Origin of the sequence: Methylobacterium sp. J-077 (assembly GCF_022829365.1) — a bacterium.
Lineage (GTDB): Bacteria > Pseudomonadota > Alphaproteobacteria > Rhizobiales > Beijerinckiaceae > Methylobacterium.
On sequence record NZ_JAKSYJ010000206.1, the window covers coordinates 77,713 to 98,005 of the forward strand.

The following is a 20,293-nucleotide window of genomic DNA, read 5'->3' on the forward strand; positions in this document are numbered from 1 at the left end:
CTCAGCCCTTCTTCTTGTCGTCTTGCTTCTTGGCCTTGCCGGCCTTGGCGTCCGGGTCCGATGTGTCGGCTTCGCCGAACAGCAGCGCCCGCGTCGCCTCGGTCACGTCCGCCTGGCGCATCAGGCTCTCGCCGACCAGCACCACGCCGAGGCCGTGCTGCCGAAGCCGCTCGACATCGGCATGTCCGCCGATGCCGCTCTCGGCCACGGCGATCCGATCCTTCGGGATGCCGGGGCCGAGACGGATCGCGGTGTCGAACGAGACCTCGAAGGTCTTCAGGTTGCGGTTGTTGATCCCGATCAGGGCGGTGCCGAGCGGCAGGGCCCGCGCCAGCTCGGCCTCGTCGTGGACCTCGACCAGCACGTCCATGCCCAGCTCGTGCGCGGTGGCGACCAGAGCCTCGGCCTCGTCGTCGTCGAGGCAAGCCATGATGACGAGGATGCAATCGGCGCCCCAGGCCCGCGCCTCGTAGACCTGGTAGGGCTCGAACAGAAAGTCCTTGCGCAGCACCGGCAGCCCGCAGGCCGCCCGTGCCTCGGTGAGGTATTCCGGGCGCCCCTGGAACGAGGGCTCGTCGGTGAGCACCGACAGGCAGGTCGCCCCGCCCGCCTCGTAGGCGGCTGCCAGCATCGCGGGCGCAAAATCCTCCCGGATCAGCCCCTTCGAGGGCGAAGCTTTCTTCACCTCCGCGATCAGGGCCGGACGCCCGGCGGCGAGATGGGTCCGGATCGCGGCCGCGAAGCCGCGCACCGGCTCGGCCTGTGCGGCGCGGCGCTCGAGCTTCGCCAGCGGCACGCGCAGCTTCGCCTCGGCGATCTCACGGCGCTTGTAGGCCTCGATCCGGGCCAGCACGTTGGGCCGCTCGGGCGCGTCCACCTGGGGCGCCGGATCCTGCGTGAGCGTGCTCATCGGCACTCCTGCCCGTTCGAGCGTTCGTTCGAGGCCCGGACCAGGCGGGCGAGGGTCTTTCGCGCCGCCCCGGAATCGACGGCATCCTGCGTCCGTGCGAGCCCGTCCGCCAGGGTCGGAACCGCCCCCGCGACGACGAGGGCCGCGCCCGCATTGAGAACGGCGATGTCCCGGTAGGCGTTGCGCGCCCCGGCGAGCACGGCTTCGAGCGCCCGGGCATTGTCGGCGGGATCGCCGCCGCGCAGGTCTTCCGGTGCCCGTAGGGGCAGGCCCAATTCCTGCGGCTCGATGGTGAAGCGGGTCAGGCGGCCGTCCTCGAGGGCGACCACACGGGTCGGCCCGGTGACGGTGATCTCGTCGAGGCCGTCCGAGCCGTGGACCGTCCAGACGCGGCGGCTGCCGAGCTCGGCCAGCACCCGGGTCAGCGGCTCGGCCAGGGCCTCCTGGGCGACGCCGAACAGCTGGTAGGCGACGCCGGCCGGATTGCACAGGGGGCCCAGCAGATTGAAGATGGTCCGCACCGGCAGCTCGGAGCGCACCGCCGCCACGTGGCGCATGGCGCCGTGATGGGCCTGCGCGAACAGGAAGCACAAATTGGCCTCGGCGAGGCACCTGGCCTGGCCCTCGGCATCGAGCCCGAGCTTCACGCCGAGCGCCGCCAGCACGTCGGCGGCGCCGGAGCGCGACGTCGCGGCGCGGTTGCCGTGCTTGGCCACCGGCACGCCGCAGGCGGCGACCAGTATGGCCGCGAGCGTCGAGACGTTTACGCTGCCGGAATGATCGCCCCCGGTGCCGACCACGTCGACGGCGTTGTCGGGCGCTGCGATCCGGGTCATGCGCGCGCGCATCGCCTCGGCCGCGCCGACGATTTCCTCGACGGTCTCGCCGCGCACTTTAAGGGCGGCCAGGAAAGCGCCCGCCTGGACCGGCGTGACCTCGCCGGACAGCAGGTCGTCGAAGGCCGCGCGCGCCTCGGCGCGATCGAGGGCCAAGCCCCCGGCGACCTTGGCGAGATGGGGTCTGAAACTGTCCATGCGCTCTGTCGGAAGGCCGCCCCGGCCGTCCGGCGTCAATGCACGTCGGCAGGGGTCCTGTCACGCGCCGCGTTCCAGGCGGCGGCGAGATCCAGAAAATTCTTCACGATCTCGGTGCCGTGCTGCGACCGGATGCTCTCGGGATGGAACTGGACCCCGTGCAGCGGCCGATCGGCGTGCTCCACGCCCATGATCAGGCCGTCGGCTTCCGCGGTGATCCGCAAGGTCTCCGGGCAGCTGGCGCGGTCGATGATCAGCGAGTGGTAGCGCGTCGCCTCGAAGCTGTGGTTAAGGCCGCGGAACAGGCCGCTGGCCCTGTGCCGGATGGTCGAGACCTTGCCGTGCAGCGGCAGCGGCGCCCGGATGACGTCGCCGCCGAAGGCTTGGCCGATCGCCTGGAGACCGAGGCAGACGCCGAAGATCGGGATCTCTTCGGAGAGTTCGCGGACCACGTCGAGGCAGATGCCGGCCTCGTTCGGCGTGCAGGGCCCGGGCGAGAGGACGATCGCGTCCGGCGCCTTGGCGCGGATGTCTGCCACCGTCAGCGCATCGTTGCGGGCAACCTCGACGGCGCCGCAGAGCGGGCCGATCAGGTGAACCAGATTCCAGGTGAAGGAATCGTAATTGTCGATGACGAGGACGTTGGGCATCGCGGCGGCAGGCTCGGGCATTGTCGCGATGTGAGGCCTCTCACCCGCGGGGTCAACCATGCCCTACTGCCCGCGCTTGGCCTGCGCGGCAAACCGCACCGCCTCCTCGGCGGCCCGGAACAGCGCCTTGGCCTTGTTGACGCATTCCTGCTGCTCGGAGGCCGGATCGGAATCGTAGACGATGCCGGCGCCGGCCTGGACGTGCATCCGCCCGTCCTTCACCAGGGCGGTGCGCAGGACGATGCAGGTATCCATCTCGCCGCGGGCACCGAAATAGCCGATGCAGCCGGCATAGGGCCCGCGCTTCTCGTGCTCCAGCTCGTCGATGATCTCCATGGCCCGCACCTTCGGGGCGCCCGAGACCGTGCCGGCCGGGAAGCCCGCCGCCAGGGCGTCCAGGGGATCGTGGCGCGGGTCGAGGTCGCCCTCGACGTTCGAGACGATGTGCATCACCTGGCTGTAGCGCTCGATGAAGAACGAATCCGTCACCCGGACGGTGCCGATCTTGGAGACCCGGCCGGCATCATTGCGGCCGAGATCGAGCAGCATGAGGTGCTCGGCGCATTCCTTGGGGTCGGCCAGCAACTCGGCGGCGAGCGCGACGTCCTCGGCCGGGGTCGCGCCCCGGCGGCGCGTTCCCGCGATCGGCCGGACCGTGACCGTGCCCTCACGCACCCGCACCAGGATCTCGGGGGACGAGCAGACGATCTGGAAGGTCTCGAAATCGAGGTAGCAGAGGAACGGCGCCGGGTTCGTGCGCCGCAGCGACCGGTACAGGCTGTAGGCGGGCAGCGTGAACGGCGCCGAGAAGCGCTGAGACAGCACCACCTGGAACACGTCACCGGCGACGATGTACTCCTTGGCCCGGGCCACCATGGCGGCGAAGGCCTCCGGCGTCGTGTTCGAGACCGGCTCGGGATGCGCCACCGTCGAGAGGTCGACCCGGGCGTCCACCGGAAGCGGTCCCTCGAGGGCTGCCGCCACCCGGTCCATACGCAGAAGCGCGGCCTCGTAGGCGGCGCGGGCCGTCACGCCGGGCGCCGGGCGCACGGGTGAGATGACGGTGATCTGGTCGCGGATCGAATCGAACACCACCATGACGCGCGGACGCATCAGGATCGCGTCGGGCACGCCCAGGGGATCCGGGTTCGGCTCGGGCAGCCGCTCCATGGCACGGACCATGTCGTAGCCGAGATAGCCGAACAGGCCGGCGGCCATCGGGGGCAGGTCCTGGCCGTCGGATTCGCCGATCGCGCTCTCCGCGATCAGCGCCCGGAGGCTGGCGAGCGGCGCCCGATCGTCCGGTTCGAACGCGTCGAGATCGGCGCCGCGGGCGATGGCGGGGGCGCCGTCGCGGCAGCGCCAGATCAGGTCCGGGTCGAGCCCGATCATCGAGTAGCGGCCGCGCACCGCGCCGCCCTCCACCGATTCGAGCAGGAAGGCCGGCCCGGCATGGCGGGCGCGCAGCTTGAGGAACGCCGCGACCGGCGTCTCCAGATCGGCCACCAGGCTCAGTTCGACGAGGCTCGGCTGCCCGGCCTCGTAGCGTCCGGCGAAGGCCGCGTAGTCGGGCGCCTCGGCCATGGCCCTCAATACTCTCCGCCGATGGCCCGGCGCAGGGCCGTCTGGTCGATCTTCACGCCGGCGTTCTTCTGGACCTCCGAGATGTACTGGGACAGCACGTCGTCGGCCAGCGCGGCCTGGAAGTTCTTGGTGATGGTCTTGTCGGCCTGGGTGTCGACCACGAAGGCCGGCATCGTCGCGCTCGTGACCTTGAACACCGCCCGGGAATCGCCCGCAGCGGCGGTGCCGGCCTTGCCGACCGGGGTCGCGAAGATCAGGTTCACGTCGTCGGCGGTGAGCATGTCCTTCGCCTGGTTGCGCGACAGATCCTGCGCCTCCTGGGTGTTGACGCCGGCCTCCTGGGCGACCGCCTCGATGGTCGCGCCGCCATTGAGCTTGTCCACCAGCTCCCGGCCCTTGGCCTGGAGCCGCTTGGCGATCTCGGTGGCGGTCCAGCCGGCCTTCACGCCGTCCCGGACCTCGTCCAGGGGCTTGTCGTGCGCGGCATCGATGCCGGTCACGTCGTACCAGACATAGCCGCCGGACTTCGTGCGCAGCGGCTCGTTGTCGCCGCCGATCTCGGCGCGGAACAGGGCCGGCAGGGTAGTGTCCGGGTCCGGGATGTCGGCGACGCGCTGCCCGTCGGGGGCCTTGCCCTGGGGATCGACCGCCTTGACGGTCACGAGCTTGAGCCCGCGCTCGGCCGCGATGTCGGCCAGCGGCTTGGCGCCGGCGCGCTGGTCCTCGATGGCGTCGCGGGTGGTCTCCATGGCGTCGCGGGCGCGGGTGAGCGCGAGGCTCTTGCGGATCTCGCCCTCGACCGCCTCGAACGGCTTGACCGTGCCCGGCTCGATCTTGGTCACGCGCAGCAGCACCGTGCCGAACCGGCCCTGGACCGGCTGGCTCACGCCGCCCTCGGGCAGCGCGAAGGCGGCATCGGCCACGACCGTGTCGAACAATTCGGCCTTGGTCAGCGTGCCGAGCGTCAGGTCGGTGCCGCCGGTGCTGCGCGCCTCGGCGACCGCTTCGAACGTCTTCGAGCCATCCTCGATCGCCTTGCGGGCAGCTTCCGCGGAGGCCGCGTCCGGGAACACGACCTGCTGGATCGTACGCTTCTCCGGGCTGCCGTAGCGGCCCTTGTTCAGCTCGTAGGCGGCCTTGGCGTCGGCCTCGCTGATCGCCTCGGGCTTGGCCATCGCCTCGGGATCGACCACCAGCAGGGTGGCGGCGCGGAACTCCGGGGCCCTAAAGCCCGACTTGTTGGCCTCGTACCAGGTCTTCAGCTCGTCTTCGGTTGGGGCCGGGATCTCCCCGGCCACGGACGGCGTCAGCATCAGGTAGGCGGCCGAGCGGCGCTCGGTGGCGTAGCGGTGGACCGCCTCGCGCATCGCCGCGGGCACGTGCAGGTCGGACGAGACCGCCTCGGCCAGTTGCAGCCGGGCGATCACGGCCCGCTGCTCGCGCACGAACAGGCCCTCGTTCAGGCCGGCCCGCTGAAGGGTCTGATAGAACAGCGCCGGCTCGAACTGGCCTTGCGCGTTCTGGAAGCTCTTCTCGTCGTGGATCGCCCGGATCACCGAGGCGTCCGGTACGCCGAGGCCGAGATCATGCGTCTTCTGGTCGAGCGCCGCCTCGGTGATCAACTGCGACATCACCTGCCGGTCGAGGCCGAGCATCCGCGCCTGGTCGGGGGTGAGCGCGCGCTTCAGCTGCGCCTGATAGCGCTGCAGCTGGTTCTGATAGGCTTGGCGCACCTGCTCGCCGGTGATCGGCGTGCTGCCCACCGTGGCGACGTTGTTGCTGGAGCCGCCGCGGAAGAACTCCTCCACGCCGAAGATGCCCACGCCCGCGATCAGCAGCGCGAAGATGATCGTCAAGACGATCTTGCCGAGCCAGTGCTGGCTGGCGTTGCGGATGCCCTGAAGCATGATCTGTGATCGGATACCTTCGACACCCGACCCGTTGCCGGGCCGATGCCATCCCTGAAAGGCGACCGCGATAGACCATTCGCGCCCGCAGGCAAAGGCTCAGCCTTTCGGACGGTTTGCGCGCCCAAGCTCGCTCTGGTAGGCCGCGCCGACCCCGGAAAACCGAGGCGGCGCGGGGTCGAGGCGAGGAATAGGGATGACGCAGACGGGGCGGAAGCCGCTGGTCGCCGGCAACTGGAAGATGAACGGAACGCGGGCGTCGATCCACGTGGTCGAGGCGATCCGCGACGGTCTCACGCCGGAGCTCGCCGCCCGCGTCGACGTGCTGATCTGCCCGCCCGCGACCCTGATCGGCTCCTGTGTGGCGGCTACTGCCGGCTCGCCGATCGCCATCGGCGGCCAGAACCTGCATGCCCGCCCGAGCGGCGCCTTCACCGGGTCGATTTCGGCCGAGATGCTCGCCGATCTCGGCGCCAAATACGTGATCGTCGGCCATTCCGAGCGCCGGGCCTACCACCACGAGACCGATGACGGCGTCCACGCCAAGGCGCTGGGCGCCCGCCGCGCCGGCCTATGCGGGATCATCTGCGTCGGCGAGACCATCGAGGAGCGCGAGCAGGGCCGCGCCCTCGACATCGTCCGCGCCCAGCTCGCCATCGGCTTGCCCAAGGGCGCCAAGGCGGCCGACACGGTGATCGCCTACGAGCCGGTCTGGGCGATCGGCACCGGCCGCACCCCGACGCCCCGGGACATCGCCGAGGTCCACGCCTCGCTGCGGGAGATGCTCGACAAGCTCGTCGGCGACGAGGCCCACCGGATCCGCATCCTCTACGGCGGCTCGGTGAAGCCCAGCAATGCCCGGGAGCTGATGGCGGTGGAGAATGTCGACGGCGCCCTGGTCGGCGGCGCCAGCCTCGTGGCCGAGGACTTTTTGGGGATCTGCGCCGCTTACGCATAACGCGCCGGGCTTCTCGGAGCTGTCACACGATCCTGCTTTTAAGGTCGGAACGATATCCGACCAAGAAGCCTGACATGACGATCGACCACGCCTCCGCAGACCCCACGATGGTGGAGATGATCCGCCGCGAGATCCTCGACAGCTACGACGAGGAGATGGAACTGGGCTTCGAGGACGACCGGCTCGACAGCCTCGAAGGCGGCACCGGATCCGGCCTCGATCGCAGACGCTATTTCCGCGAACTCCTGCGCCTCCAGCACGAACTGGTGCGGCTCCAGGACTGGGTGCAGCACAGCAAGCTGCGAGTGGTCGTCCTGTTCGAGGGGCGCGATTCGGCCGGAAAGGCGGCGTGATCAAGCGGATCACCCAGCGCCTGAACCCCCGCGTCTGCCGCGTCGCCGCCTTGCCCGCGCCGAGCGAGCGCGAGCGCACGCAATGGTACTTCCAGCGCTACGTCACCCACCTGCCGGCCGGCGGCGAGATCGTGCTGTTCGACCGCTCCTGGTACAACCGGGCCGGCGTCGAGCGGGTCATGGGCTTCTGCTCCGAAGCCGACGTCGAGGAGTTCTTCCGCTCCGTGCCCGAGTTCGAGCGCATGCTGGTGCGCTCAGGGATCGTGCTGCTGAAATACTGGTTCTCGATCACCGACGAGGAGCAGGCCCTCCGCTTCCACATGCGCATCGCCGACCCGCTGAAGCAGTGGAAGCTCTCGCCGATGGATGTCGAGTCCCGCCGGCGCTGGGAGGATTACACCCGCGCCAAGGAAGACATGCTGGCGCGCACCCACATCCCCGAGGCACCCTGGTGGGTGATCGAGGCCGTGGACAAGAAGCGCGCCCGCCTCAACTGCATCAGTCACCTGCTCGAACAGATTCCCTACCAGGACGTCGAGCATCCGCCGGTTCATCTGCCCGAGCGGGTGCGCCACGCGGATTACATCCGCACGCCGACCCCGCCGGAGATGCTCGTCCCGTCGCGCTACTGACCCAATTCACGGCGCGTCAGAGCTTGAACGCCTGGCGCGCCATCAGCCGCCAGCGGCCGCCATCCCGGCGCCACACCTGCAGCACCCCGATATGCACCGGGGAGGTCTTGCCGCCCGCGACGGTCTCGCCGGTGAAGACGTGCCGGACGATCGCGTCGTCGCCGATCACCGAGGCCGAGCGGTCCGACAGGGTGATGCTCGGGAAGCGTGAAGCGCCGCTGGTCAGGGCCTCGATGAAGGCTACCTTGTCCTGCACCACGCCACTGGAATGGCCGTAGCTCAGACCGTCGAGAGTCAGGGCGTCGAGGGCGGCGCCGTCCGCCGCGAGCAGGGCCTTGGTCAGGTTATCGACCGCCGCCTCGACCGCGGTGCCCTGATCGGAGTCGCCCGGGGCGGCGGCGCGTGCTGGCCTCACGGACATCAGGATCGGCGCGGCGGCGGCGATGGCGAACGCGGCGGCGAGCGCCGAACGGCGTGAGATGGTCATGGCGGGCCTCCCGGACGGGGCGGCGCGTTCGGTGAGCCGCCCTTCCCGCCCGACAAAGCACGGCAAGCGCCCGGGCGCGAGGGCTGCGGGGAACAGGGGGTGGCCGATCGTCAAGTTGGCGGCAGCCTGCGAGTGGTGTAAGGCCGGCGCAGATTTGCGACCGGCGCACCAAGTTGAATGCTTGGCACCGGTCGCCGCGCGCCCGCCGCCGGACCGGCCTATCAGGACCGGCGCGCGAAGCCGAACGAAATTCCGGAACCCCGATGCAGACCGTCCTGATCGTCGTCCACCTCATCATCGTGCTCGCGCTGATCGGCGTCGTGCTGCTGCAGCGCTCCGAGGGCGGCCTCGGGCTCGGCGGCGGCGGCGGCGGTGGCGTCGCCGGCTTCATGACCGGCCGCGGCCAGGCCAACGCGCTCACCCGCGCCACCGCGATCCTGGCCGCCCTGTTCTTCGCCACCAGCATGCTGCTCGCCGTGCTGTCGCACCGCACGGCCGCGCCGAAGTCGATCCTCGATACCGGCGCGTCGACCCCCGCGGGCCAGCCGGCCAAGCAGCCCACCGGTGCGGACAACCTGCTCGACACCCTGCGCCAGCAGCAAGACCGGGCGCCAGCCACCGCTCTGGCCCAGCCGGCGGTACCCGAGGCGCCGCAATCGCGCTGACGTTCTGCGGATCGACGACGGGCGCGCAGAGCTGATCCGGGCATTCCGGGTCTGCGCCGGATGCGCGTGACATGTGGACCTGGGGGCCGCTAGAGGACGGGCGGTGGGTGAGCAAGGAGCCGGCGCGTTCGCTCGGCTTCGGACCGACCCGGCAGGCCGTTCCCCGCGCCCGCCCGATCCCCAGACATTTCATCGCCGGCAGGCTTGCCGTTTGGCAAATGCCTGCGCCTTCTTTATGGACCGAGGCCCATGACGCGGTACGTTTTCATCACCGGCGGCGTGGTTTCCTCTCTCGGTAAGGGACTCGCCTCCGCGGCGCTCGCCGCCGTGCTCCAGGCCCGGGGCTACCGGGTCCGGATGCGCAAGCTCGACCCCTACCTGAACGTCGACCCGGGCACGATGAGCCCGACCCAGCACGGCGAGGTGTTCGTCACCGACGATGGCGCCGAGACTGACCTGGATCTTGGCCATTACGAGCGCTTCACCGGCGTGCCGGCGAGCCGGGCCGACAACATCACCACGGGCCGGATCTACCAGGACATCATCGCCAAGGAGCGGCGGGGCGACTATCTCGGCGCCACGATCCAGGTGATCCCGCACGTCACCAACGCGATCAAGGACTTCGTCCTCGACGGCAACGACACGTTCGATTTCGTCCTCGTCGAGATCGGCGGCACGGTCGGCGACATCGAGGGGCTGCCGTTCTTCGAGGCGATTCGCCAGCTCGGCCAGGAACTGCCCCGTGGCACCTGCGCCTACGTCCACCTGACGCTCCTGCCCTACATCCCGTCCGCCGGCGAATTGAAGACCAAGCCGACCCAGCACTCCGTGAAGGAGCTGCGCTCGATCGGCATCCAGCCCGACATCCTGCTCTGCCGCTGCGACCGCTCGATCCCGGTCGAGGAGCGGCGCAAGCTCGCCCTGTTCTGCAACGTCCGCGAGACCGCGGTGATCGAGGCCCTCGACGTGGCCTCGATCTACGAGGTGCCGCTCTCCTACCGGAAGGCCGGGCTCGACCGGGAGGTGCTCGGCCATTTCGGCCTCGAGCACGGCGAGGAGCCGGATCTCGGCCGCTGGACCACGATCTCCGACCGGGTGCGCAACCCCGAGGGCGAGGTCTCCATCGCCATCGTGGGCAAGTACACGGGGCTGAAGGACGCCTACAAGTCGCTGACCGAGGCGCTCATCCACGGCGGCATCAGCCACCGGGTCAAGGTCAACCTCGAATGGATCGAGGCCGAGGTTTTCGAGCGCGAGGACCCCGCGCCGTTCCTCGAAGGCCTGAACGGCATCCTGGTGCCGGGCGGCTTCGGCCAGCGCGGAGCCGAGGGCAAGATCCGCGCGGCCCGCTACGCCCGCGAGAAGCGCATCCCGTATCTCGGCATCTGCTTCGGCATGCAGATGGCGGTGATCGAGGCCGCCCGCTCGCTGGCCGGCGTCCCGGATGCCAATTCCACCGAGTTCGGCGAGACCTCCGAGCCGGTGGTCGGCCTGCTGACCGAATGGCTGCGCGGCAACGAGCTTGAGCGCCGCGCCGCGGTGGGCGATCTCGGCGGCACGATGCGGCTCGGCGCCTACGACGCCCAGCTCGACCCCGATTCGAAGATCGCCCAGATCTACGGCTCGGATCGGATCTCCGAGCGGCATCGCCACCGCTACGAGGTCAACATGGCCTATCGCGAGCGGCTGGAGGCCAAAGGCCTGCGCTTCTCCGGGCTCTCGCCGGACGGGCTCCTGCCCGAGACCGTGGAGCATGTCGGGCACCCGTGGTTCATCGGCGTGCAGTTCCACCCGGAGCTGAAGTCGCGCCCGTTCGAGCCGCACCCGCTGTTCAAGGGGTTCGTCGGCGCGGCGATCGAGCAGAGCCGGCTCGTTTAGGTCCGCGGCTCCGCGCCGCTGCTCGCGCCGTGGGCCTGAACCCTATATCGGTCGGATCGTGACCGAGATTCTGTTCTACCACATGCAGCGCCAGCCCCTGGAGAAGGTGCTGCCGAACCTCGTCGAGCGGTCGCTCGGCCGGGGCTGGCAGGCCGCGATCCAGGCGGCCACCGAGGAGCGCCTGCAGGCCCTCGACGACCACCTCTGGACCTATTCCGACGAGAGCTTCCTGCCGCACGGCACCGACCGCGATCCCGATGCGGCCGGCCAGCCGGTGGTGCTGACGCTCCGCGACGTGAACCCCAACACTGCCTCGATCCGGTTCCTGGTGGAGGGCGCCGACCTGCCGCCGGATGCGGAGAGCTACGAACGGATCTGCATCCTGTTCGACGGGACCGACCAGGACGCCCTGCTGCGCGCCCGCGAGCAGTGGCGCCAGGCCAAGGAGGCGGGCCATGCCGTCGCCTACTGGCAGCAGGACGATTCGGGCCGCTGGAACAAGAAGGCTTGACCGTGCCCCTCAGCAAGCGTCTCGCGCAGGCCGCGCTCGCCCTCACCCTGGCGGCGGCGCCGCTGCCGCTGCGGGCGCAGGACGCCCACCATCCTGGCCCGCCAGCGGAGTCCAAGCCGGCACCGCGCGGCCCGGAGGGGCGGCGCCTGCCGCCGGATTCGACCACGCGACAGAGCATCAAGCTTCCGGACGGACGGACGCTGGATTTCACCGCCACGGCCGGCAGCCTGCCGCTGGTCGACGAGGCCGGGAAGCTCCAGGCCGAGATCGCCTATGTCGCCTACACGATGGCGCCGGAGGCCGGCCGCGAGCGGCCCGTCACCTTCGCGGTCAATGGCGGCCCCGGCGCGTCCTCGGCCTACTTGAATATCGGGGCGATCGGTCCCTGGCGTCTGCCCACTGGCGGCACCAGCATCAGTCCGTCGCAATCTGTGGCGCTGACGCCCAACGACGGCACCTGGCTCGATTTCACCGACCTCGTGTTCATCGATCCCGTCGGCACCGGCTACAGCCGGGCCAGCGACGGCAACGGCAAGACCTACTGGAGCATCGACAGCGACGCATCGACATTGGCGGCCGTCATCGCCCGCTACCTGCGGGTCAACGACCGGATGGCGAGCCCGAAATTCTATGTCGGCGAGAGCTATGGCGGCTTCCGCGGGCCGTTGATCACCGAGAAGCTGCAGGAGGGAATCGGGATCGGCCTGTCCGGGATGGTGCTGCTCTCGCCGGTGCTCGATTTCGGCTGGCTGGAGACGCCGCGGGCCAATCCCTGGGGCTACGTGCTGAAGCTGCCCTCCCTGGCAGCCGGCGCCCTGGAACGGGCCGGGACCATCCCGACCCCGGCGCTGCTCGGCGAGGCCGAGGCCTATGCGGCGGGCCCCTATCTGGCGGACCTGCTCAAGGGCCCAGGCGATACCGCCGCCGTTGCGCGGATGACCGAGAAGGTCGCGCCGCTCACCGGCCTCGATCCGGCGATCGTCCGCGCGCAGGCCGCCCGCCTCTCCACCCGCAGCGTCCAGCGGGAGATCGACCGGACGGAGGGCCGCGTCACCAGCGCCTACGACACCGGCATCACCGGCTGGGACCCGAATCCGGACGCCGCGCAGGCGAATTTCGAGGACCCGCAGCTCACCGCGCTCCAGGCGCCGCTGACCAGTGCGATGCTCGATCTCTACGCGCGCACGCTGAAATGGCCGGTGCCGAACATGCGCTACGAGCTCCTGAGCAACGCGGTGAACCGCGGCTGGAGCTGGGGCTCCGGCCGACAGGCCCCGGAAGTGCTCTCGAACCTCAAGGGCGTCCTGGCCCTCGACGGCCGGCTCCGCGTTCTGGTCGCCCACGGCTTCACCGATCTCGTGACGCCCTACTACGCGTCGAAGCTGCTGCTGGCGCAGGTGCCGGCCTACGGCGCGGGGCGCGTCAGCCTCGCGGTCTATCCCGGCGGGCACATGTTCTATTCGCGCTCGGATTCCCGAGCCGCCTTCAGGCGCGATGTCCGAAACCTTTACCGGGATGCTCTGAAGGACCGCGATGCCGGACCCGCACCGCCGGCCGGCGCACCAGCCGAACGCCTCCAGGACGCACCCTGAGCTTCAGGCGTCGTCGAACGCCAGCGCCTCGGCCGGATAGTCGATCATCATGCGGCGCTGCGCGTCGGTGTTCTGCCATTCGCCGACCTTGATGTAGCGCTCCTCCAAGTCCCGGACCTCGACCACCTTGTCGATGGACGGGATGCCCCGGAAGATCTGCGGCCAATTGGATGCGAAGTAGAACACCTGCTCGACCCGCTCGGACAGGTGGCAGATCCCCGGGCCGAAGGTGCCGAGGCCGAACACGAGGTAGCGCCCGTTCACCAGGGCGGTGACGTCGGCGATCAGGGACTCGCTCTGCGTCTCCACCGGCAGGCCGAGACGGTTTGCATAGGCCTCGACCTCAGCGATCACCGGGTTCAGCCGGTTCTCGAAGACCAGCTTCACCGAGCGGATCCGGCCCTCGCCGAGCAGGCGGTCGATCACCATGCGGTAGAAGGCGAAGGGCGGCTGCGGATAGTGCGGATCGACCCAGGTGCTGAAAATGTCGCCCGAGCGGATATGGATCAGGAGCTGGTCGTCGGGCTTGACCGGGAACGTCGCCGGCAGGCCGTTGAACAGGGGGCGGATCATCCCCTGGATGATCGCCCGCGAATCCGGCGGCGTCTCGAGGCTCACCTGCCGCTGGAACTGCGTCGGATCGAAGAACAGGCCGGACAGGAAGTAGCCGTCCGTCGGAAGCGGCTCGTCCGGGGGCAGGAAGGTGATGCCGTCGCGGGTGAGACGTTCGGTCAGGAAGATGACCCTGCTGCGGTCGAACTTCGGAACCGCCACGTATTTCAGGTTCAGCGCCTTCGCGACCGAGAGCGCGATGATGTACTGGATCAGGCAATTCCCGAACGCGCCGTTCTGGAACGTCGATACGCCCACGAGCGCGCGGCTCGTGCGTCCGGGGCTGCTCTCCAGGCTGTAGGAGGTGAAGGGGTTGGCGCCGGGCTTCTCGTTGAGGAGCGTCACGTCGAGGTTCAGCATCGCCCGCAAAGCGATCAGGTCGAAGGCGGCCTCCGCACACCGGATCTGGACCACGGCGTCCGCCATGGGCGGCGATACCGCGACGCGCACGGCGCGCGTCCAGGCGCGCTCGTCGGCTTTGATGCAGACCGTGCCGGCGCCCGCTTCGACCTGACGGGATGCGATGCCGGGCTCGGACCAGGACGCGCCGTCCTGCGAGAACAGGATCGCGCCGTCTGCCGCCGATTGCTCCTTCCCGCCCGGGACAACCACGACGGACTGGACCGGGAAACGGCCGCCGAGATCGATCTCCAGCCAGGCCGTGTCCGCGTCCACCACGGTCTGCGGGACACGGCCGGCGGCGAGATCGACGAGGGCTGGGTTCGAGGCGTCTGCCGGGGCCATCGTGTCTCCGAAGCGATCTGGACCGGTCGCGCCGAGGACGCGGCCGGACGGCGCGCCCGGCGGTGCCCGCATCGAGACCGGCCCGTCAAGCCCGTCGGCGCGTCGGAACGCCGGGACCGAACCGGCCCGTCAGCCCTTCGTCGTCTTCAGGAACAGGATATCGATGTCGCGTTGCGGGATGTAATCCTTCACGACGATCTCGAAGGTGGTCGGGCCGATCTTCTTCGCGGTGCCGCCGCAAAACGAGACCAGGGTCGCCGGATCGCCTTTGTCGACCACCAGCTTGAACACGCCGATCGGCCGAGCCCCGTTGTTCCCGGACGTCATTACGTAGGACAGGGACTGCTCGTAGGCCTGGAACGCCCGGCTGCCGTCGGCACTTGCGCGCCGGTACAGGGCCTGGGCCGAGCGCTCGAAGGCCGGGTCGGTGCAGTACCGGATCGCGTACTGCGCCTTCTGTGACGGATCGAGGTTCGGCGCGCCGTAGGACAAACTCGAGAGACCGCCGAGGCTCGGCACGTAGCTCTGGCGGACCGCGATCTCCCGGCCGGCCGGGAAGACCTGCCGGCGCCAGAACTTCGACTTCAGCGTCCAGAGCGGGGCGTCCGCGATGGTCCCGTCCTTGTGCTCCTGCCGCTCCAGGATGCCGGCCGCGATGAGGTCGCGGCGCTGCCTCTCCCCGAGCCGGCGCAGGGCGGCCTCCGTCGCCTCGACGGTCGGCACCAGCGGGATTCCGAGCGCCTTGAGCCGATCGGTGATCTCGACGGGGGGCTTGTCGCTGCGCATTAGGACAGCGCGCTGCTCGACCTGCCAGTCGACCGGCCGACCATCGATTGCAGTCTCGAATTTCAGGAAGTTGTCATGCGCCGGATCGGGAATTGAGACCAGCGTCGCGGAATCGCCGGCGATGTTGGGCATCGGGAAGGCAATCGTGGTCTCGATGTCGGCGTCGGTCACGTTGCGGAACCGGTAATCGATCCGCACGGACTTTTCCGACAGATACAGGTCCTCGGCTGCGAGCGCGATCGTGTCGGTCTTCTCTAGAACGAGCCCGCCCGCGGAGAGCGCCGCGCTGCTGTCGTCGGCCCTGACCGGGAGGGATACCGCCGCCAGGATAACGAAGGCCAGCGACACAGGACGCATCGACATCACGCTTGAAGGATTGAGATTCGGCAACATGGCCCACCGGGGCCGACGAAGCCGTTACACGGCGGCAGTCGCAACGACCAAGCGTCGACGACGAACGCAGCGGGTGTGGAATAGCGGAATCGGTTGCTGCGAAGCGTTCGAACCGTCACGGCAGTTGCCCGACCCGCATATCCGCACCATCCCCCAAGAGTCGGAAACGATTCCGCTGCGTCTCCGTTGTGCGAGAGCTGTCATGCGTCTACAACGATCGCGTGACGGTGCCCCGGCAACGGGGTGAAAAGGGAATGCGGTGAAGGGTGCGAACCCCGATTCCGCGGCTGCCCCCGCAACTGTGAGCGGCGAGCGTCTGCCAGGAAGCCACCGGAGCGATCCGGGAAGGCGGCAGGCGCGCCGAGCCGCGAGCCAGGAGACCTGCCGTCCCAATGAGATCCCGCAATGCCGCCGGTGGGGCGGCTGGAGACATATTGATGACCACCTCGACCCTCGCCCCCGTCGCCGCCGGCACCCGCGCCGCAGAGCGCCCGGTCGCCGTCGCGCTTGCGGCGTTCCTCGGGCTCGGCCTGCTGTTCATGGCGGGCTTCTCGCCGGCGATCGCGCTGCACAACGCCGCGCACGATTTCCGGCATACTCAGAACTTCCCCTGCCACTGACGCCCCTGCCCCAGGGATGATCATCCGGCTTCTGTCGGCGGCGCTGGCCGCCGGCTTCCTCGCGGCCGTCGTGGTGACGGGCCTCGAGCTGACGCTGACCTCGCCGCTGATCGTGGCGGCCGAGCGTTACGAGACCCACGAGACGCATCAGGCCACGCGCGGCTTGCCGATCGTCCTGGCGCATGCCGGGCACGATCACGCCGCGCCGGACACTGCGCCCGAATGGCAGCCCGGCGAGGGCCTGCCGCGCATGGCCTTCACGGCGCTGGCGACGCTCGTCGGCGCGGTCGGCTACGCCCTGTTGCTCGGTGCGGCGATCCTCGCCTGCGGCCGCGAGCCGACCCGACAGGTCGGCCTCGCCTTCGCGATCGCCGGCTTCGCCAGCGTCGCCCTCGCCCCGGGGCTCGGGTTGCCGCCGGAACTGCCGGGCAGCGAGGCGGCTCCGCTGGCCACCCGCCAAGCCTGGTGGGTGATGACGGCGGCCGCCACCGGCATGGCCCTGTACCTGATCACGGTCCGGCGCTCGCTGATCGCCATCCTGGGCGGGCTGGTGCTGATCATCGCCCCGCACGTGGCCGGCGCCCCGCAGGCGCCGGAGGCGGCCTCCGAGCTGCCGGCGGCGCTGGCGGCGCAGTTCGCGGCCCGGTCCCTGGCGATCAGCTTCGTCTTCTGGGTCCTGATCGGCCTCGGCTTCGGCTGGGCCTGGCAGGTCTTCGCCCGGGGTCCGGCGCGCGGGACGGCCCATGCCTGAGACCGTCCTCTACGTCTGCACCACTTGCCGCCGCCCAGGCGACGACCCGGACGGCCCCCGGGCCGGGGCGCGCCTGCTCGATGCCCTGCGCGCGGGTAACGCGGCCCCGGATCTTCGGATCGAGGGCGTCGAGTGCCTGTCGGTGTGCAAGCGGCCCTGCTCGGTTGCCGTCGCCTCCGAGAACCGCTGGACCTACGTCTACGGCGACATGGACCCGGTCGACTCCGCGGCGATCATCCTCGACGGCCTCTCGGCCTACGCGGCGACCCAGGACGGCATCGTGCCGTGGCGGGAGCGGCCCGCCGCCTTCAAGACCGGCGTGATCGCTCGGATCCCGCCCTTTCCCGATCCCCGCCCGCGTCCGGCCGGCACCCTGGAGGCTGCGGAATGACCATCGTGACCAAGATCCCCTGCACCATCGTCACCGGCTTCCTCGGGGCCGGCAAGACGACGCTGGTCCGTCACGTCATCGAGAACGCCAAGGGCCGCCGCCTGGCGATCCTGGTCAACGAGTTCGGCGATGTCGGCTTCGACAAGTCGTTCCTGGCCGCCTGCGGCGTCGAAGGGTGCACCGAGGAGTCCATCGTCGAGCTGCCGAACGGCTGCATCTGCTGCACGGTCGCCGACGATTTCGTGCCGGCGCTCGAGACGCTGCTCGGCCGCGCCGAGCCGCCTGAGCACATCCTGATCGAGACCTCTGGCCTCGCCCTGCCCAAGCCCCTGGTTCAGGCGTTCCAGTGGCCGGCGATCCGCTCGCGGGTCACCGTGGACGGGGTCGTGGCGGTGGTGGACGGGCCGGCGGTCGCCGCGGGCGCCTTCGCGGAGGATCCCGAGGCCCTGGCCGCCCAGCGCGCGGCCGATGCGGCGGTCGATCACGACAACCCGTTGGAGGAGGTGTTCGAGGACCAGCTCCTCTGCGCCGACCTCGTCGTGCTCAACAAGTCCGACCTGCTCGACGGCGAAACCCGGGCGCGGGTGCGCGCCGAGGTCGAGGCCCACCTGCCCCGCGCCGTGAAGGTGGTCGAGACCGAGAACGGCGCGATCGACCCGCTGGTGCTGCTCGGCCTCGGTGCCGCCGCCGAGGACGATCTGGACGCGCGTCCCTCGCATCACGGCGATGGCGAGGATCACGACCACGACGATTTCGAGACCGTGGCTTTGCCGATCCGCCCGGCCGTCACCGCTGGCGATCTCGCGGCCCGGGTCGAGAAGGCCGCGGAAGCCGAGGGCGTCCTGCGGATCAAGGGTTTTGCGGAGGTCGAGGGTAAGGCCATGCGCCTCGTGGTCCAGGGTGTCGGCCGGCGCGTCGCCCACCATTTCGACAGGCCCTGGCGGACGGGCGAGAGCCGCGACGGGCGCCTCGTGGTGATCGGCTTGAAGGGGTTCGACCAGGGCGCCGTCGCCGCGGCGCTCGCTGGATGACGGCAGTTGCGCGCGCTTCTTCCCTGAGACGCTGCGCGCGCGCCCGTTTCGGCGCGGCCTAGGAACCGCCATGCACCTGGTGCGCATCGATGCCGTCTCCCTTGACGAGGGCGAGGCCGCCGTGGATCTCGGGCAGGAGCCCGGCGATCTCGTCGTGCTGTCGTTCACGGACAGCGACCTCGCCGGGATCGCGCAGGCCCACGCCGCCGAACCGGGACTGCCGAGCCTGAGACTCGCCAAGCTCGCGAAGCTTAGGCACCCGATGTCGGTCGATCTCTATGTCGAGCGCGTGGTGTCCCGGGCAAAGCTCGTGGTGATCCGCTGCCTCGGCGGCCTGGATTACTGGCGCTACGGGATCGAGCGCAGCGCCGCCGCGGCGCGGGCGAACGGCGTCGTGCTGGCGGTGCTGCCGGGCGACGACCGGCCGGACCCGCGGCTCGCGGGTTTTTCCACCGACCCGGATTTCGCCGTGCTGCTTGACGGCTATTTCCGGGCCGGCGGCCCGGAGAACCTGCGCCGGATGCTGCGGCTGCTCGCCGCCCGGATCGGTGCAGGCGGTGCCGTCGAGCCACCGCAGCCGCTGCCACGGGGCTTCCCCTGGTGCCCGGGCTGCGGCGTGCTTACCCTCGATACGGCGATCAAGGCCGCTGAAACGGCGGTGCCGCTCTCGGACCCGCGCGTCACCGCCACGCCGCTCGTCCTGCTCCTGGTCTACCGCTCCGCGGTGCTCGGCGGCGATACCGCGCCGTTCGTCGTCCTGACCGCAGCGCTCCGCGCCCGCGGGATCGGCGTGCTGCCGATGGCGGTGTCGAGCCTGAGGGAGCCGGAAGCCGCCGCGGCGGTCGCCGCGGCCGTGCGGGCGGAGAAACCCGATCTGGTGATCGCTGCCACCGCGTTCTCGGCGCGGGAGGACGGCATCGACTTCGTCCTCGACGGCGCCGATTGTCCGGTTCTTCAGGCCTTCACGGTCGGGTCCCCCCGGGCGGCCTGGGAAGCCTCGGCGCGGGGCCTCGGCGCTGCCGACCTCGCCATGCAGGTGGCCCTGCCGGAATTCGACGGACGGCTCTCGGGCTTCCCGATCTCGTTCAAAGAGGAGTCCCCGGAGGTCGCCGGCTTCGCCGAGCGTCGGGCTGTTCCTTATGTCGAGGGCATCGCGGCCCTGGCTGAGCGCGCGCACGGCTGGCTGCGTCTCGCCGCCCTCCCCCGCGCCGAGCGGTGCGTCGCCGTGGTGCTGTCCGATTATCCCGCCCGCGGCGGCCGGGCCGGATTCGCGGTTGGGCTCGATACGCCCGAGAGCGCCCGGGCGCTTGCTTCGGACTTGGTCGAGGCGGGTTATGCGACCGGGGCATTGCCCGAGTCGGCCGCGGTGATGCGGGCGCTCACCGAGGGTGCGGCGGAATTCACGGTCCCGCTGGCGGAGTATGCCGCCTGGCTCGCCGAGTTGCCCGCGGCATCGCGTGATGCGCTGATGGAAGCCTGGGGCGAGCCGGCCGACGACCCGATGTGCCGTGACGATCTTTTCCGGTTTCGGATCGTCAGATCGCGCACCGCTGCGCCCCCTCCCCCCTCTGCGGGGGAGGGTGGCCGCTCACGCGGGTCGGGGGAGGGGAGCCCCGCTTGCGGAGAGGGTTCGCCGTGCGACACATCCGCCGGCGTCCCGCTGCCCCTATCCCAACCACTGCTGACCCAGGGGCCACCCTCCCCCGAAGAGGGGGGGGGGATGCCGCCGCGCCGGCGCGGGCGCTCCGGTGAACAACCCCGCCCCTCCCACCACCGCGGAAACTGTTGCCGGGCGCCCACGCTC

Annotated in this window: 18 protein-coding genes, 1 pseudogene and 1 riboswitch; of the genes and pseudogenes, 11 read left to right on the forward strand and 8 right to left on the reverse strand. The window is 70.2% G+C overall.

The window, feature by feature from the left end; translation table 11 throughout:
• Position 1: 1 nt before the first annotated feature.
• The 5 genes from trpC to MKL11_RS24660 all read right to left on the reverse strand — a co-directional run bounded on the left by trpC (position 2) and on the right by MKL11_RS24660 (position 6,085).
• A complete protein-coding gene (trpC, locus tag MKL11_RS24640) occupies positions 2 to 910 on the reverse strand; it encodes an indole-3-glycerol phosphate synthase TrpC (protein WP_243948091.1) in 909 nt (302 codons plus the stop codon).
• The gene (gene trpD, locus MKL11_RS24645) at positions 907 to 1,944 is read right to left on the reverse strand and encodes an anthranilate phosphoribosyltransferase (protein WP_243948092.1); all 1,038 of its coding nucleotides are present in this window, start codon (positions 1,942 to 1,944) and stop codon (positions 907 to 909) included. Before trpD ends, trpC begins: the two co-directional genes overlap by 4 nt.
• A 35-nt stretch (positions 1,945 to 1,979) precedes the next feature.
• The gene (locus MKL11_RS24650) at positions 1,980 to 2,594 is read right to left on the reverse strand and encodes an anthranilate synthase component II (protein WP_243948093.1); all 615 of its coding nucleotides are present in this window, start codon (positions 2,592 to 2,594) and stop codon (positions 1,980 to 1,982) included.
• 63 nt (positions 2,595 to 2,657) lie between these two features.
• Positions 2,658 to 4,178 carry an anthranilate synthase component I gene (gene trpE / locus MKL11_RS24655; RefSeq protein ID WP_243948095.1) on the reverse strand — a complete coding sequence of 507 codons (1,521 nt, stop codon included), beginning with the start codon at positions 4,176 to 4,178 and terminating at the stop codon, positions 2,658 to 2,660.
• Positions 4,179 to 4,183: 5 nt separating this feature from the next.
• Entirely contained in the window at positions 4,184 to 6,085 is a 1,902-nt protein-coding gene (locus MKL11_RS24660) for a peptidylprolyl isomerase (RefSeq protein WP_243948097.1), read from the reverse strand.
• A gap of 196 nt (positions 6,086 to 6,281) precedes the next feature.
• On the opposite strand from MKL11_RS24660, the gene tpiA reads away from it, so the two are divergent.
• Positions 6,282 to 7,043 carry a triose-phosphate isomerase gene (gene tpiA, locus MKL11_RS24665; protein WP_243948099.1) on the forward strand — a complete coding sequence of 254 codons (762 nt, stop codon included), beginning with the start codon at positions 6,282 to 6,284 and terminating at the stop codon, positions 7,041 to 7,043.
• Between the two features lie 74 nt (positions 7,044 to 7,117).
• Positions 7,118 to 8,028: pseudogene (gene ppk2 / locus MKL11_RS24670) on the forward strand (polyphosphate kinase 2).
• Positions 8,029 to 8,044: 16 nt separating this feature from the next.
• Here the strand turns inward: ppk2 and MKL11_RS24675 are convergent.
• Positions 8,045 to 8,515 (reverse strand): nuclear transport factor 2 family protein, encoded by a 471-nt coding sequence (locus MKL11_RS24675; protein WP_243948101.1) that lies wholly within the window; start codon positions 8,513 to 8,515, stop codon positions 8,045 to 8,047.
• 263 nt (positions 8,516 to 8,778) lie between these two features.
• On the opposite strand from MKL11_RS24675, the gene secG reads away from it, so the two are divergent.
• The 4 genes from secG to MKL11_RS24695 all read left to right on the forward strand — a co-directional run bounded on the left by secG (position 8,779) and on the right by MKL11_RS24695 (position 13,161).
• Positions 8,779 to 9,180: a preprotein translocase subunit SecG gene (gene secG / locus MKL11_RS24680; protein ID WP_243948103.1), complete on the forward strand. Its 402-nt coding sequence runs from the start codon at positions 8,779 to 8,781 to the stop codon at positions 9,178 to 9,180.
• Positions 9,181 to 9,429: 249 nt separating this feature from the next.
• Positions 9,430 to 11,058 carry a CTP synthase gene (locus MKL11_RS24685; RefSeq protein WP_243948105.1) on the forward strand — a complete coding sequence of 543 codons (1,629 nt, stop codon included), beginning with the start codon at positions 9,430 to 9,432 and terminating at the stop codon, positions 11,056 to 11,058.
• A 58-nt stretch (positions 11,059 to 11,116) separates the two neighbouring features.
• On the forward strand, positions 11,117 to 11,569 hold the full coding sequence (locus tag MKL11_RS24690; RefSeq protein WP_007561502.1) for a DNA polymerase III subunit chi: 453 nt from the start codon (positions 11,117 to 11,119) through the stop codon (positions 11,567 to 11,569).
• Positions 11,570 to 11,571: 2 nt separating this feature from the next.
• Positions 11,572 to 13,161 carry a S10 family peptidase gene (locus MKL11_RS24695; protein WP_243948137.1) on the forward strand — a complete coding sequence of 530 codons (1,590 nt, stop codon included), beginning with the start codon at positions 11,572 to 11,574 and terminating at the stop codon, positions 13,159 to 13,161.
• A 3-nt stretch (positions 13,162 to 13,164) separates the two neighbouring features.
• On the opposite strand, the gene MKL11_RS24700 is transcribed toward MKL11_RS24695, so the two are convergent.
• Together MKL11_RS24700 and MKL11_RS24705 are read right to left on the reverse strand one after the other, a co-directional pair.
• Positions 13,165 to 14,517, reverse strand: a complete 1,353-nt coding sequence (locus MKL11_RS24700) for a discoidin domain-containing protein (protein ID WP_243948107.1) — start codon at positions 14,515 to 14,517, stop codon at positions 13,165 to 13,167.
• A 129-nt stretch (positions 14,518 to 14,646) separates the two neighbouring features.
• Positions 14,647 to 15,666: a DUF4424 domain-containing protein gene (locus MKL11_RS24705; protein WP_243948109.1), complete on the reverse strand. Its 1,020-nt coding sequence runs from the start codon at positions 15,664 to 15,666 to the stop codon at positions 14,647 to 14,649.
• A gap of 238 nt (positions 15,667 to 15,904) precedes the next feature.
• Positions 15,905 to 16,100, forward strand: a riboswitch (cobalamin riboswitch).
• Between the two features lie 33 nt (positions 16,101 to 16,133).
• Between MKL11_RS24705 and MKL11_RS24710 the strand changes: the two genes are divergently transcribed.
• From MKL11_RS24710 to MKL11_RS24730, 5 genes are all read left to right on the forward strand, one after another.
• Complete coding sequence (locus MKL11_RS24710; RefSeq protein WP_243948111.1) at positions 16,134 to 16,316, forward strand: CbtB domain-containing protein; 183 nt, start codon at positions 16,134 to 16,136, stop codon at positions 16,314 to 16,316.
• Between the two features lie 16 nt (positions 16,317 to 16,332).
• Positions 16,333 to 17,067: a CbtA family protein gene (locus MKL11_RS24715; protein ID WP_243948113.1), complete on the forward strand. Its 735-nt coding sequence runs from the start codon at positions 16,333 to 16,335 to the stop codon at positions 17,065 to 17,067.
• Complete coding sequence (locus MKL11_RS24720) at positions 17,060 to 17,458, forward strand: DUF1636 family protein (protein WP_243948115.1); 399 nt, start codon at positions 17,060 to 17,062, stop codon at positions 17,456 to 17,458. Before MKL11_RS24715 ends, MKL11_RS24720 begins: the two co-directional genes overlap by 8 nt.
• Positions 17,455 to 18,489 (forward strand): cobalamin biosynthesis protein CobW, encoded by a 1,035-nt coding sequence (gene cobW / locus MKL11_RS24725; RefSeq protein WP_243948117.1) that lies wholly within the window; start codon positions 17,455 to 17,457, stop codon positions 18,487 to 18,489. Before MKL11_RS24720 ends, cobW begins: the two co-directional genes overlap by 4 nt.
• Positions 18,490 to 18,559: 70 nt before the next feature.
• Positions 18,560 to 20,293 (forward strand): cobaltochelatase subunit CobN (locus tag MKL11_RS24730; protein ID WP_243948120.1); only part of this gene is annotated, 1,734 nt, incomplete at its 3' end.

Excerpts from the sequence above, each read along its gene's own strand:
- MKL11_RS24675 (WP_243948101.1), bottom strand. The coding sequence starts at position 8,515 with ATGACCATCTCACGCCGTTCGGCGCTCGCCGCCGCGTTCGCCATCGCC.
- tpiA (WP_243948099.1), top strand. The coding sequence starts at position 6,282 with ATGACGCAGACGGGGCGGAAGCCGCTGGTCGCCGGCAACTGGAAGATG.
- MKL11_RS24660 (WP_243948097.1), bottom strand. The coding sequence starts at position 6,085 with ATGCTTCAGGGCATCCGCAACGCCAGCCAGCACTGGCTCGGCAAGATC.
- trpE (WP_243948095.1), bottom strand. The coding sequence starts at position 4,178 with ATGGCCGAGGCGCCCGACTACGCGGCCTTCGCCGGACGCTACGAGGCC.
- MKL11_RS24700 (WP_243948107.1), bottom strand. The coding sequence starts at position 14,517 with ATGGCCCCGGCAGACGCCTCGAACCCAGCCCTCGTCGATCTCGCCGCC.
- trpC (WP_243948091.1), bottom strand. The coding sequence starts at position 910 with ATGAGCACGCTCACGCAGGATCCGGCGCCCCAGGTGGACGCGCCCGAG.
- MKL11_RS24715 (WP_243948113.1), top strand. The coding sequence starts at position 16,333 with ATGATCATCCGGCTTCTGTCGGCGGCGCTGGCCGCCGGCTTCCTCGCG.
- cobW (WP_243948117.1), top strand. The coding sequence starts at position 17,455 with ATGACCATCGTGACCAAGATCCCCTGCACCATCGTCACCGGCTTCCTC.
- MKL11_RS24705 (WP_243948109.1), bottom strand. The coding sequence starts at position 15,666 with ATGTCGATGCGTCCTGTGTCGCTGGCCTTCGTTATCCTGGCGGCGGTA.
- MKL11_RS24650 (WP_243948093.1), bottom strand. The coding sequence starts at position 2,594 with ATGCCCAACGTCCTCGTCATCGACAATTACGATTCCTTCACCTGGAAT.
- MKL11_RS24685 (WP_243948105.1), top strand. The coding sequence starts at position 9,430 with ATGACGCGGTACGTTTTCATCACCGGCGGCGTGGTTTCCTCTCTCGGT.
- MKL11_RS24720 (WP_243948115.1), top strand. The coding sequence starts at position 17,060 with ATGCCTGAGACCGTCCTCTACGTCTGCACCACTTGCCGCCGCCCAGGC.
- trpD (WP_243948092.1), bottom strand. The coding sequence starts at position 1,944 with ATGGACAGTTTCAGACCCCATCTCGCCAAGGTCGCCGGGGGCTTGGCC.
- MKL11_RS24710 (WP_243948111.1), top strand. The coding sequence starts at position 16,134 with ATGACCACCTCGACCCTCGCCCCCGTCGCCGCCGGCACCCGCGCCGCA.
- secG (WP_243948103.1), top strand. The coding sequence starts at position 8,779 with ATGCAGACCGTCCTGATCGTCGTCCACCTCATCATCGTGCTCGCGCTG.